The organism is Nocardia sp. NBC_00565 (assembly GCF_036345915.1).
GTDB lineage: Bacteria > Actinomycetota > Actinomycetes > Mycobacteriales > Mycobacteriaceae > Nocardia.
Window position 1 is genome coordinate 2,273,630 of the sequence record NZ_CP107785.1, and the last position, 13,118, is coordinate 2,286,747.

Genomic DNA, 13,118 nt, shown 5'->3' on the forward strand with positions numbered 1-13,118 from the left:
TTTCGTCGCAAATTACGTGACCCGAGAGGTGATCGTGACCGAGCGACGCATCGGTGACGGGGTAGCTCGTGAGCTCATGAGGGAACTCGGCCGCTGCGGGCCTTGGACCGCCGATGTCTAGCCGTCACAGTGACGATCCGCGCCCACTCCCCCCCCCGGAAGTGCGTGGGAAGAGGTTCTTCCGAGCTGCCCGCATCCGGCAGGAGACGCGCGACCTCCTGCAGTCGCGCGTCTGCCGATGACGCCTGTTGCCTCGGTGAAGCCGAGATCCGTTGTGGCCCTACCAAGCTCGTGGGGTAAGGCGGACTCCGCGGTGAGTTGGGTTATTTCGGGCCGAATCGCTGGGCGGCGTCGAGGCGGATGGTGCTGCCGTTGAGCATCTGGGTCTCGATGATGGCCAAGGCCAAGGTGGCGTACTCGTCAGGGCGTCCCATCCGTCGTGGGAATGCGGCGTCGCGAGTCAGGTCGGCAACCATGTTGTCCGGAATTCTCGAAGTGGCACCGGTGGCGAACAGGCTCGGTGCGATCGCCACGACGCGGATGCCGAGACTGCCGAGATCACGCGCCATCGTCAATGCCATGCCGGCGATCCCCGCCTTCGCGGCGGTGTAGGCGACTTGGCCGATCTGGCCTTCGAACGCAGCGATCGATGAGGTGTTGATGATGACGCCGCGCTCGCCGTCGACGGGTTCGTTCTGGCTCATATGCCAGGCCTGCAAGCGGTTGAGATTGAACGTGCCGATCAGGTTGAGGTCGATAACCGAGCGGAAGGCGTCCAGTGAGTGCGGGCCGGTCTTGGACAGAGTCCGCTGGGATACGCCGCCGCCGGCGGTATTGACGGCGATGTGCAGCCTGCCCAGACTCTCGACCGCCGCTTGCAGGGCGCGTTCGACGCCTGCTGGATCGGTCACGTCGCAGGGATGGAAGGTCGAGCCGTGGCCGAGTTCCTTGGCGACCACGGCGCCGTCGGATCGGGGCAGGTCGAGAATCGCCACCTTCGTGCCGAGTTCGGCCAGTCGTTCCGCCGTGGCTTTTCCCATCCCCGATGCGCCACCGACGACGACCGCAGTCCTGGCTTGGGATTTAATTTGCATTGCGACCTTTCACTGCACGAGAGTGATACTTTCTTTGGAGAGATGGTCAATGTACATCATGGTAGAGTCCGCTTCTACTAGAAGCGGAACCCGTTGATCTGACGGGGAGTGCTGGTTTCTGGAGGTTTGGATGTCAAAATCGGTGGTAGAGCGGCCTCTTCCCCAGCCGAGCATCAGTAGTGAGCCGTTCTGGACCAGCGGATCGGACGGTCTGCTGCGGATCGCCCGATGCGACGGCTGCCTGCGGTATCACCATCCGCCGCAGCCGATATGTCCCGAATGCCGCTGCGCAGACGTGGCGATGGCGCCGGTGTCGGGGCGGGCGGTGGTCGCGGGGTTCACAGTGAACCACCAGCAGTGGTTGCCGAAATTCCCGCCGCCCTACGTTGTCGCGGTGGTCGCTCTCGACGAGGACCCATCGGCGCGGCTCACTACGAATATCGTGGGCTGCGATCCGGCGGACATCACGATCGGTATGCGAGTGCGGGTCGTATTCGAGCAGCACGACGAGCTGTGGATTCCGCTGTTCGAACCCGATCCCGAACAAACCGAGAGCCAGGGAGCGGTCCCGGAGCCTCGGGACCTGGCATCAGCGGTGCGACCGATGGTGTCGCACACCAAGTTCGAGGACAAGGTCGCGCTGACCGGCGTCGGCAGTACGACGATCGGACGACGGCTCATGGTCGACCCGCTGTCCCTTACTGTCCAGGCGTGCCTGCGCGCGGTCGACGATGCGGGTCTCACCCTCGCCGATATCGACGGCCTTGCGACCTACCCAGGTGGTTACGTCGGCGGGCTCTCGGAAGGGGGCGTCACGGCGGTAGAAGAGGCGCTGCGCATTCGGCCGACGTGGATCAGCGGTGGCGGTGAATTTCCCGGCCCGAGCGGCAGTGTCGTATCCGCCATGTTGGCTGTCGCATCGGGCCTGTGCCGCCATGTGCTGTGTTTCCGGACGGTATGGGAGGCGACGCGGACCGAGTTGGCGCGGACCGGGCGGATTCGGTCGGGCGGTGGACCCGCATCGGGCATGTTCGAATGGCGCTCGCCATTCGGTGCGATGTCCGCCGCCAATTGGATCGGCGTGAACGCCTCGCACTACTTCTGGCGCTACGGCGGTGACCGCGCGTCTACCCTTGCGCCCATCGCGCTGACCGCGCGAGCGAACGCGGCGTGCAATCCCGAGGCGATCTACCGAGATCCCTTGACCATCGATGACTACCTCGGTGCGCGAATGATCAGTTCCCCATTCGGCCTCTACGACTGTGATGTGCCATGCGACGGCGCTATCGCGGTGATCGTCTCCTCCATCGATACCGCCGCGGACCGGCCGAAACCGTCTGTCCTCGTCGAGGCGGTCGGCACGCAGGTAATCGACCGGATCTCGTGGGATCAGGACACACTCACCCACGAACCGCAGGTGTTCGGTCCGGCGGCGCATCTGTGGTCCCGGACGAGCTTGCGCCCCGACGACGTCGATGTCGCGGAACTCTATGACGGCTTCACCTTCAACGCTGTGTCGTGGCTGGAGGCCCTCGGCTTCTGCGGTCTGGGGGAGGCCGCGGACTACCTCGATGGCGGAAGGACGATCGCACTGGATGGAAAGCTCCCACTCAATACCCACGGCGGCCAACTCTCTGCCGGGCGGACCCATGGGTTCGGGTTCCTGCAGGAGGCAATGCGGCAATTGCGTGGCGAGGCAACCGGTCGTCAAGTGAGCAACGCGAACATTGCGGTCGTCACTACCGGCGGCGGCACTCCAGGCGGAGCGTTGCTGCTGCGACGAGGCGAATGAGTAGGGGACGAGGACCTCGATCATGAAGTTGGACCACGACGCCGAGATCGGCCGCTTCCGAGCCGAGGTGCGTAGCTTCATCGAAGCGCACCGCCCAGTAGGGCAGGCCCTGCACAAGGCAGGCGTGCGTGCGCCGGACCCCGACGACATCCCGGCCCTGCGGAAATGGACGGCTCAGGTCTTCGACGCGGGATACTTCGGCGGGGACTGGCCCGTCGAGTGGGGTGGCACCGGAGCGCAGGATCCATTGCGCGCCACCGTCGTTGGCGAGGAAATCGCGCGGGCCCGGGTACCGGCTCCCCTCGGTGCCGGCCTGCTGGCGGCGATGTCTCTCATCCATTTCGGACGGCAGGAGCAGAAGCAGCGGTACCTGCCGCGGATCCGTACCGGAGAAGATATCTGGTGCCAGTTGTTCAGCGAGCCGGGGGCGGGCAGCGACCTTGCGAGTCTCCAGACTCGCGCGCGACGCGATGGCGATTGCTTTGTCATCAACGGACAGAAGGTCTGGACCACCAACGGTCACCATGCCGAGCGGGGATACCTGCTGGCGCGAACGAATCCGGATGTCCCCAAACACGCGGGGATAACCGCCTTCGCGATCGATATGGACAGCTCCGGAATCGACGTCCGCCCGCTTCGTGAGATCACCGGCACGAGCGATTTCAATGAAGTCTTCTTCGACGACGTCCGGATACCGGCCGAAAATGTCATCGGAGCCGTTGATCGTGGTTGGGAGGTGGCCACGACGAGCCTGGTGCACGAGCGTTCGGGTGTCGGCACCGCGGGAGTGGTTTTGCTGCGCGCGGTCACCGATGCCGCGCGGATGGCGGGCATCCTCCATCGCGGCGAGCGGCCGGCAATCGAAAACGACGCGATACGGCAGGTACTCGGCCGTCTGTATGCCGCGGCTCGAGTCAATATCTTGCTGGGCCAGTACAACCTGTCGCGAGCGTTGACCGGCTCCGCCGATGCGGGCGACGCACCGCTGGCGAAGATCCTCTACAGCGAGACCAACCTCGCCGTGTGCGAATTCGGACTCGGACTGCAGGGAACCGACTCGCTGCTGACCGAGGACGACCCGAAAGCGATCGGCAACGGCTGGTGGCAAGACGCCTTTCTGTACGCGAGGGCTCTCACGATTGCCGGCGGAGCCAACGAAGTATTGCGCAACATCATCGCCGAGCGTGCGCTCGGACTGCCCAAAGAGCCTCGGGTCTCCTGATCTCACCCACGTACAACCCTGTGCTGCACAAACTTTCGGAGAATTCCTTGGACTTCAGCCTGAGTGACGAGCAAGAGCTGCTGGTGCGCAGCACCCGTCAGCTACTCACCCGAGATTCACCTATCAGCCGGGTCCGAGAACTCGCGGACAAGGCGGAGCAGGGCTTCGACCCGCGAGTGTGGGAGAAGGGCGGCGATCTCGGATGGCCCGCGTTGCCCATCCCTACCGAGTACGGGGGCCTGGACGGCGACCTCGTCGACGTCGCCTTGATCACGAAGGAACACGGCAGGACCGTGCAGCCCGGACCGCTGGTCAGCCACGTTCTGGTCGCACTCGCGATCTTGCGGTCCACGCGTGACGATCTCAGATCCCGGCTCCTGCCGGATCTCGCGACTGGCGAGACTGTGGCGACCTGGGCATTTGCCGAGCCGGGACAAGCATGGGATGCCGGTGGAGTCCATACCGAGGCTGTCGAGCACAGCGGTGGCTTCCGCCTCAACGGCGTCAAGACCGCGGTGCAGGACGCCGGTCACGCACGATTGATCCTGGTGACCGCGCTCCTGGACGGTGAGTTGGCGCAGTTCCTCGTCGACGCCGGTGCACCGGGGTTGACTGTGCGCCGTCAGCGAACCATCGACGTCACTCGTCGTCTCGACGAGGTCGTTCTGGTGGATGTGGTGGTCCCGGCGTCGGCTCTGCTCAACGCGCCCGGCCCGGCGGATTCGGCAGTCGCCTATCAGCTGCGCTGTGGCGCGGTGCTGATCAGCGCCGAAAGTCTCGGGGTCGGCGAGCGTGTGCTCGATATGACGGTCGACTATGCGAAAGTTCGTACCCAGTTCGGCAGGCCCATCGGCAGCTTCCAAGCTGTCAAGCACAAGTGCGCGACGATGCGCATGGGGCTACAAGCGTCCAGCGCCGCGACCTACTATGCGGCGATGGCCGTCACCAGCGACACCCGCGACGCCGAGGAGGCCGTGGCGGTTGCCAAGGCCTATACCTCTCAGACGATCGCCGATTTGACCAGCGAAGCATTGCAGGTGCACGGCGGAATCGGCTTCACCTGGGAGCACGACCTGCATCTGTACCATCGCCGTGCCAAGGCGAACCAGGTCCTTTTCGGTGATCCGTTCCTCTACCACGAGCGCCTCGCGGCGATGCTGGCTTCGTCAGTCGGATGACCGAGCTGCCTCCGGTGTGCCGGTCGACTGCTTGATATCGGATGTCGCGAGATCAAGCAGTCGCTGGTATGGCATTCATCAGATGTTTGCCCGTCGCGACCGGTCCGCCGTCGACTCTGATGTCGCAGCCGGAGATGAAGCCGGCGTCGTCGGACTCCAGAAAGGCTGTCGCCGGCGATCGAGCTGATCAGAATCGCCGAGGTCCCCGGCTCGACACCTCCTTTGTCCACCGAGTTCTCCTCAGTTGAGAGTATAGTTCTAGTTTATCGTTTACCAGACTACCGGGAGCCGCGGCCGACGGGGTCGAATTCGAATGTGGGGAATGGATGAACAACGCAGTCATCGTGGATGTCGTCCGGCTGGCCTCTGGAAAGGGCAAGTCCGGCGGTGCGCTGTCGGGCTCGCACCCGGTCGAGTTGCTCGCGCGGGTGCTGTCGGAATTGGTGGTCCGCAACAATCTCGATCCGGCTCGGATCGAGGATGTCATCGCCGGATGTGTGGAGCAGGTGAGTGAACAGAGCTTCAACATCGCGCGCAGCGCTGTTCTGGCCGCCGGATTTCCGGAATCTGTGCCGGCGACCACCGTCGACCGGCAGTGCGGCTCGAGCCAGCAGGCGGTCCACTTCGCCGCCCAGGGCGTGATCGCCGGCGCGTACGACATCGTGATCGCGGGTGGTGTGGAATCGATGAGCAGAGTACCGATGGGGACCGGCTCCTCGGGCGCCGACACATTCGGTCCGAGTATCGCCGCGCGCTATCCCGAGGGGCTGGTCAAGCAGGGGGTCGCAGCGGAACTGGTCGCCGCACGATGGAAGTTGGATCGCGATGTTCTCGACGAGTACGCGGTCGCCTCGCACCAGCGAGCGTCGGCCGCCGTCGACGCCGGATGGTTCGCCAAGGAGATCGTCTCGATGCCGGTGGTGGGCCAGGACGGCAGCGCCACAACGCATTCCATCGATGAGACGGTGCGCCGGGGCACCACGGCCGACGCGTTGGGCACGCTGAAGCCGGCTTTCTTCTCGGCCGAAGCCGCTGCTCGTTTCCCTGCGATCGATTGGCGGATCACCCCGGGGAACTCCTCGCCGCTCACCGACGGCGCTTCTGCGGCGCTGATCATGAGCGAACGCATGGCCATCGAGTGCGGACTTCGTCCCAGGGCGCGGTTCCACGCCTTCGCTGTCACGGGCGACGACCCGCTGTACATGCTCACCGCACCGATCCCGGCAACCAGGCAGGCGTTGCGTCGAGGCAACCTGACCCTGGAGGAGATCGACGCCTACGAAGTCAACGAAGCTTTTTCGTGCGTGCCCCTGGCCTGGGCGCAGGAGTTGGCGGCGGATCCGGCAAAACTCAATCCCCGTGGTGGCGCGATCGCCTTGGGACATGCACTCGGATCGTCCGGCACTCGTCTGCTCGGCACGCTCTTGAATCACTTGGAGGCCACCGGCGGTCGCTACGGCCTGCAAACGATGTGCGAGGGCGGCGGCCTGGCCAATGCGACCATCATCGAGCGACTCTGATCTGCTGCGGATGCCCGTCTCACGGACAATCCGCACCCAACTTGGTGACTGCCGCGACGATCGCCGTCCCGGCGTCGGGTGAGCTGGCTTGCTGCAGAGCGGAATTCAGCGCACCGAGATCGGTCTTCGCTTGCGCTGAGGACAGGCCCGCGGCGGCCGTTTGCAGTTCAGTGAGGTACTGGGTCATCGCGGTCGCCGCCTCCGCGGCCGGCATCGACTGTAGCGGTGCGAGTTTGCTCAGCGCCGATCCGGCGATCGGCCGGATGATCGCGCAGTCCGAGGCGGGGAGCGCTCCAGCCGCTGGTGTCGCCGCGGCGGATTTGGTCGATGACGGGGGAGTGGCGGATGTGCTGTCGGAACCGCACCCGGCCGTCGAGAGGCCGATCGCAGCTGTGAGTACCACTATGGCGATTGCGTTGCGGGTGTTCATGTCGATCTCCATCGAATAGTGAGAGGTTGTCTACCATAGAACGTGATGAAGATATCAGCATAAGTAGAATGTCATTGTTGTATCGAGAATGACGTGTTCTACTGAAGGTATGAACGTCATGGTCGATCTCACGGTCTGTGAGGGGAACGCGCTCTGCGTCGCCGCTGCTCCTGAAGTCTTCGAACTCGCCGACGATGACGTCGTGCGGATCCTGTCCCCGGAACCATCACCCGAGCACGAGGAAGCCGTGCGCGACGCGGTGTACGCGTGCCCGAAACAGGCGTTGCGGATCGTCGAATCCGAAACCCGCTGACGATGCTGATCGGTGCGCGGCCGAGCCGCCGCCCTCGGCCACGTTGGTCCGGATGACGCTCAGTTCGATCACCAACCGCCGCTGTGTCTCCCGAGCAGCACTGATCCGCTGATTGCCGCCGTGATGGAGTACACCAGGGGACATCTGGACCATGTTGTACTGCACGATGTGTGCCGAGCCATCGGTATCTCCGAGAGGTCCTTGCGGCGGGTATTTCCCGCCGCCACCGGCATGTCGTGGCGTCGCTATGTACTCGAGAGTCGACTTCCGCGGGCGATGGCCTTGTTGTCCGACCCCGAGCGCACAGTGCTGGAAGTCGCCACCCTTGTCGGCTCCCGAAGTGTCAGCGCGTTCATTCGGTCGATATACCGGTGAGGCGCCTTCCGTCTACCGACGCGGTGATGTGACGCTCTGATAGAAACCAGGGCACCCACAAAGTGGACCTTCGCTTGCGCAGAATGTAAATGCCGTTCTACTCTGGAGAGTAGTTGGTTGACCATCAGTGGTGCGACAACTCTTCATTCGTATTCCGGAAGGTATCCCCGTCATGCTGCCTGACGACGCAAAGATCATTTCCGTTGACGACCACGTCATCGAGCACCCCCGGGTGTGGCTCGACCGGCTGCCCGCCAAGTACGCCGAGATGGCTCCGCACATCGTGAAGCTGCCGGACGGCAACGACACCTGGCTGTATGAGGGTGCTCGGTCGGGCAACTTCGCGCTCAACGCGGTCGCGGGCAAACACCCCCGTGAGTTCGGGATGGATCCGCGTAGCTACGACGACATGCTGCCGGGGTGCTACAGCATCGAGGATCGCATCAAGGACATGGACATCGAGGGCGTGTGGGCACAGCTGTGCTTCCCCAACTTCGGTGGGTTCGCGGGCGGCACCTTCTTCCAGGCCAAGGACAAGGCCTTCGCCAAACTGTGTATCAGCGCCTACAACGACTTCATTCTCGACGAGTGGTGCGCCTACGCTCCGGAACGTCAGATCCCGCTGGTGATGGTGCCGTTCTGGGATGTCGAGGCATCGGTGGCGGAGATCGAGCGGACCGCCGCCAAGGGCGCGAAGTCGGTCACCTTCCTCGAGGCGCCGCACAAACTCGGATTGCCCTCCTACCACACCGACCACTGGGACCCGATCCTGCGAGCCTGCGAGGAAGCCCGTATGCCGCTGTCGATGCACTTCGGATCCGGCGGCATGCCGCAGGGACTCGCGCCGGACGGTGACATGTTCATCAGCATTGCGCTGTTCGGGCTGAACTCGATGATGGCGACGGTCGACTTGCTGATCTCTGACGTGTTCTACAAGTTCCCCAAGCTGAAGGTCGCCTTGTCCGAAGGTGGTATCGGCTGGATGCCGTATCTGCTGGAACGCTGCGACTACTCCTGGGGCCGCCACAAGTACTGGTGCGACATCGATTCGGAGCGGCCGCCGTCGGAGGTATTCAAAGATCACATCTACGGATGCTTCATCTCCGACCGGTCCGGCATCGAGCAGCGCCACCGCATCGGCATCGACAACATCATGTTCGAGAGCGATTACCCGCACTCGGACGCCAATTGGCCGCACACCCGCAAACTGCTCGCTGAACATCTGGCCGACGTGCCCGACGACGAAGCGCGCAAAATCGTGGAGCTCAACGCCCGCGCCGTCTACAACTTCCCGGGCTGAAAGGCGGCGGTCGTGCATTCGACGGACACTGCTGTCCTGATGATCCGGCTCATTGTGGGGCTCACCATGGTGGTCCACGGCGTCAATCACGCCTTCGGTGGAGGACGGATCGCGGGTACGGCCGGCTGGTTCGACAGTTTGGGCTTACGGCCTGGTCATGTCCAGGCATGGATGAGTGTGCTGGTGGAAATCGGTTGCGGTCTGGCGCTCGCCGTGGGTTTTCTCGGCCCGCTGGCCGCTGGTGGCTTGCTGGGAACCATGGCCGTGGCCGGCGTGATCGAGCATCGCACCCACGGATTCTTCGTCTTCCGCAACGGTTTCGAGTATGTGCTGATGATCGCCGTCGTCGTTACCGCGACAGCGGTCAGCGGTGTCGGATTGGCCTCGGTGGATCACGCCCTCGGCCTCAGCGGTCTCACCGGTTGGGCGGGACTCGCCCTGTGTCTGGGTGTCGGCCTCGGGGGCGCCGCGCTGCTGCTCGTCGTCTGCTGGCGCCCGGGTTCCGTGCACCCGCCCGCGGCCGAGTTCACCGACTCCACCGAAGTGGACGTCGACGCAACAACGAGAGGTGATCAATGACCGACCTGGTGGCGGGCAAGCGCCTGCGCAGCACGGTGTGCGATACCGAGATCATTGTCATTCGCGTGCCGGAGACCCCCATCGAACTCCAGTGTGGCGGTCAACCGATGGCTGCGGACGCCGCGGGCGTCGGCACTGCCGAATCTGCCTCGGGCACAGGGACTTTGCTCGGCAAGCGATACGTCGACGATGCCACGGGCCTCGAAGTGCTGTGCACCAAATCCGGGACAGGCACACTCGCCGCGGATGGCAGGGAGCTCACCATCAAGGCGCCGAAGGCGCTTCCGGCGTCGGACTGAGGACGCGACGATGAATTTGCTGACACTGCTGGAGATGGCGGCCGAGGGCATGCCCGACCGGCTTGCCGTCGGACGAATCCGTCCGGGGTGCCCGGTCCCGGACGGATTCACCTACCCACAGCTGCTCGACCGTGCTCGCGCCGGTGCCGAGATGCTCCGTGCGCGCGGTGTCGAGGAGGTCGTCTATCTCGGCGTCAACGGGGACGACTTCGCGGTAGTCCTGTTCGCCGCCGCCTGGGCGGGGATCCCGTTGGTCCCGCTGAACTACCGCCTCGGCCACGAGCAGTTGGTGAGCGTGCTGGCCCACCACCCCAACGCGCTTGTCGTCTCCGACCTCGAGCCCCCGACGAGCGCCCCGGTCGTCAACCTGCGGCAGTGGCGTTGGGCCTGCGAGGAATCCGGTCGGGATCTTCCGCGATGGACCGACGATCCCGAAGCCGTGGCCGTACTTCTCTATACCAGCGGCACCACCTCCGAGCCCAAAGCCGCCGTGCTCCGACACCGCCATGTAGTCTCCTATCTCCTCGGCAGCGTCGACTTCGGTGTCGCCGAGGAACGGGAAGCCGCTTTGGTCAGCGTCCCGCCGTACCACATCGCGGGGGTATCCAACCTGCTCAGCAACGTCTATGCCGGGCGCCGGATCGTCTATCTGGATTCGTTTACACCCCAGGCATGGCTCGAATGTGTACGCACACAGGAGATCACCAACGCGCTGCTGGTCCCGACTATGCTCGCCAGGATCACCGAACACTTGGGTGACGCGGCCGAGGCCGATGTGCCGACCCTGCGGTCGCTGGCCTACGGTGGCGCGAAAATGCCCCTGTCGGTTCTCGAGCGGGCGATAAAGCTTTTCCCCGCAGTCGATTTCGTCAACGCCTACGGTTTGACCGAAACCAGTTCCACGATTGCCGTCCTGGGTCCGGACGACCACCGGGCGGCGCTCGCCGGAGATCCGCTTGCCCGGGTGAGATTGGGCTCGGTCGGCCGCCTGCTGCCGGGTATCGAAGTCCAGGTACGTGTCCCGGGCGGAGCGGGTAACGGGACCGAGCCCGGTGATATCTATGTGCGCGGGCCGCAGGTATCCGGGGAGTACCGCGGCCGAGCAAGCCTGCTCGACAGCGACGGTTGGTTCGCCACCCGCGACCGCGGCTGGGTCGACGAGGACGGCTACCTCTTCGTCGAAGGACGTACCGACGACACCATTATTCGCGGCGGGGAGAACATCGCACCTGCAGAGATCGAGGATGTGCTGCTGCAGCACCGTGCGGTGTCCGAAGCGGTGGTCGTCGGTGTGCCGGACGAGCGGTGGGGCCAGGACATTGCCGCGGCCGTCGTACGCCGCCCCGGTCACAGTGTCGAAGCAGAGGAGCTACGCGAGTGGGTGCGAACCCGGCTGCGCGGCTCGAAAACCCCGGCGCTCATCGTGTTTCGCGACGCCCTGCCTTACACCCCGACCGGGAAACTGCTGCGTCGCGAGGTCTCTACCGACCTTGTCGCGTCCGAGTGGACGTCGACCCCATGATCACTTCCGCTTTCATTCCTTCCCCTGACACCGACGGAGACGACGATGCCTGAAGCACTCATCCTGTCAACTGCACGGACGCCGATCGGGCGGGCCCGCAAGGGCTCGCTCACCTCGGTGGACGCCTTCGAGCTCGCCGAGGTCGTCGTAGAGGCGGCGATTGCCCGCTCCGGGATCGCCATCGGCAGTATGGACGATCTCATCCTGGCCGAATCGCTGCAGGGTGGCGGCGTCATCGGGCGCAATATCGCAGTGCGCCTCGGTATGACGCGTTTGCCCGGCGTGGCGGTCAATCGGCACTGTGCCTCTGGCACCACCGCGGTGCAGTTCGCTGCGGCCACCATCATGGCCGGGATGGCCGATGTCATCGTGGCCGGCGGTACCGAGAGTGCGAGCACGATGCCGCGCCTGTCCAAGGTGTTGCCGGGTGCGACCGAGGCCACGCGCTGGTCGCCGGAGAGTCATCCGGACGCACCGGGAATTCCAGCGTTCGATATGTCGGTGACGATCGGCGAGAACATCGCGCGACGCTGCGGTGTCACCCGCGAGCAGGCCGACGCCTGGGCGGTCCGTTCGCACCAACGCGCCCTCGATGCGATCGCGAAGGGATACTTCGATGATGAGATCGTGGGGGTTCCGGTGTCCAAGAACGGGCAGGCCGGCGTCTTCACCACAGACGAGCACCCGCGGGAGGGTACGACACCCGAGGCGCTCGCCGCGCTGAAAGTTCTCCATCCGGAGATACCGGGCGCCGTCGTCACCGCGGGAAATTCCGCCGGTCTCAACGATGCGGCCGCCGCACTTGTCCTGGGCAGTTCCGAGTTCGCGCGGGATCACGACGTGACGCCGCTCGCGCGCATCCGGGGGTGGGCCTCGGTCGGCGTGGACGTGGTGGACACCGGCCTCGCGCCGGTCGCCGCGATCCCGAAGGCGCTGCAGCGCAGTGGTCTCGGGATCGATCAGGTGGATCTGTTCGAGATCAACGAGGCCTTCGCCACCATGGCTGTCGCGTGTACACGTGAGCTCGGGCTGGAAGAGTCGATCGTGAACGTGAACGGCAGTGGTATCAGCCTCGGTCATCCCATCGCGGCGACCGGCGCGCGGATGGTCGTGTCGATGGTGCACGAGCTGGCCCGGCGCAACGCCCGGATCGGGGTCGTGGCCATGTGTGCGGGTGGCGGGATGGGTTCGGCGCTGGTCATCGAACGAATCTGACATCGGATGGTGTCATGATTCTCAACTCCGAGCTGGACCTCGATGCGACGGGTATGCCGCGTCGCGTCGCAGTGGCCGTCGACGTGGCCACGTTCGAGGGTTGTTCCCACCAAGCGCGCCGTGCGATCGCGGCGCGCTTGCGGCAGGAACCAGCCATCACCGTGGCATTGGGTGGGAGCGGTTTGCTGCCGCCGGAGATCGCCGAGAGGCCCTCGCGTGGGGTCTCGTCGACGCCTTGGACTGATGTCGGCATGACCCGCGCCTACATTGTGGATGGAG

At 64.7% G+C, this 13,118-nt stretch carries 13 protein-coding genes; 11 read left to right on the forward strand and 2 right to left on the reverse strand.

The window, feature by feature from the left end; all coding sequences use genetic code 11:
- Window positions 1-323 precede the first annotated feature (323 nt).
- Window positions 324-1,088 (reverse strand): SDR family NAD(P)-dependent oxidoreductase, encoded by a 765-nt coding sequence (locus OG874_RS10925; RefSeq protein WP_330257252.1) that lies wholly within the window; start codon window positions 1,086-1,088, stop codon window positions 324-326.
- Window positions 1,089-1,224: 136 nt separating this feature from the next.
- Here OG874_RS10925 and OG874_RS10930 point away from each other — a divergent pair, with 136 nt between their 5' ends.
- The 4 genes from OG874_RS10930 to OG874_RS10945 all read left to right on the forward strand — a co-directional run bounded on the left by OG874_RS10930 (window position 1,225) and on the right by OG874_RS10945 (window position 6,806).
- Window positions 1,225-2,886, forward strand: a complete 1,662-nt coding sequence (locus OG874_RS10930; RefSeq protein WP_330255006.1) for a thiolase C-terminal domain-containing protein — start codon at window positions 1,225-1,227, stop codon at window positions 2,884-2,886.
- 22 nt (window positions 2,887-2,908) lie between these two features.
- Entirely contained in the window at window positions 2,909-4,108 is a 1,200-nt protein-coding gene (locus tag OG874_RS10935; RefSeq protein WP_330255007.1) for an acyl-CoA dehydrogenase family protein, read from the forward strand.
- 47 nt (window positions 4,109-4,155) lie between these two features.
- The gene (locus OG874_RS10940) at window positions 4,156-5,286 is read left to right on the forward strand and encodes an acyl-CoA dehydrogenase family protein (protein ID WP_330255008.1); all 1,131 of its coding nucleotides are present in this window, start codon (window positions 4,156-4,158) and stop codon (window positions 5,284-5,286) included.
- 326 nt (window positions 5,287-5,612) lie between these two features.
- Entirely contained in the window at window positions 5,613-6,806 is a 1,194-nt protein-coding gene (locus tag OG874_RS10945; RefSeq protein WP_330255009.1) for a thiolase family protein, read from the forward strand.
- A 19-nt stretch (window positions 6,807-6,825) separates the two neighbouring features.
- Here OG874_RS10945 and OG874_RS10950 read toward each other — a convergent pair whose 3' ends face one another.
- Window positions 6,826-7,236 (reverse strand): hypothetical protein, encoded by a 411-nt coding sequence (locus OG874_RS10950; RefSeq protein WP_330255010.1) that lies wholly within the window; start codon window positions 7,234-7,236, stop codon window positions 6,826-6,828.
- Window positions 7,237-7,345: 109 nt separating this feature from the next.
- Between OG874_RS10950 and OG874_RS10955 the strand changes: the two genes are divergently transcribed.
- From OG874_RS10955 to OG874_RS10985, 7 genes are all read left to right on the forward strand, one after another.
- The gene (locus OG874_RS10955) at window positions 7,346-7,549 is read left to right on the forward strand and encodes a ferredoxin (protein ID WP_330255011.1); all 204 of its coding nucleotides are present in this window, start codon (window positions 7,346-7,348) and stop codon (window positions 7,547-7,549) included.
- 12 nt (window positions 7,550-7,561) lie between these two features.
- Entirely contained in the window at window positions 7,562-7,924 is a 363-nt protein-coding gene (locus OG874_RS10960; protein WP_330255012.1) for a helix-turn-helix transcriptional regulator, read from the forward strand.
- Between the two features lie 172 nt (window positions 7,925-8,096).
- On the forward strand, window positions 8,097-9,224 hold the full coding sequence (locus OG874_RS10965; RefSeq protein WP_330255013.1) for an amidohydrolase family protein: 1,128 nt from the start codon (window positions 8,097-8,099) through the stop codon (window positions 9,222-9,224).
- A 12-nt stretch (window positions 9,225-9,236) separates the two neighbouring features.
- Complete coding sequence (locus tag OG874_RS10970) at window positions 9,237-9,803, forward strand: DoxX family protein (protein ID WP_330255014.1); 567 nt, start codon at window positions 9,237-9,239, stop codon at window positions 9,801-9,803.
- A complete protein-coding gene (locus tag OG874_RS10975) occupies window positions 9,800-10,102 on the forward strand; it encodes a hypothetical protein (protein WP_330255015.1) in 303 nt (100 codons plus the stop codon). The genes OG874_RS10970 and OG874_RS10975 overlap by 4 nt, the downstream gene beginning before the upstream one ends.
- Before the next feature lie 10 nt (window positions 10,103-10,112).
- Window positions 10,113-11,624 (forward strand): class I adenylate-forming enzyme family protein, encoded by a 1,512-nt coding sequence (locus OG874_RS10980; protein WP_330255016.1) that lies wholly within the window; start codon window positions 10,113-10,115, stop codon window positions 11,622-11,624.
- Window positions 11,625-11,669: 45 nt separating this feature from the next.
- On the forward strand, window positions 11,670-12,839 hold the full coding sequence (locus tag OG874_RS10985) for a thiolase family protein (protein ID WP_330255017.1): 1,170 nt from the start codon (window positions 11,670-11,672) through the stop codon (window positions 12,837-12,839).
- The last annotated feature ends 279 nt before the right edge of the window (window positions 12,840-13,118 follow it).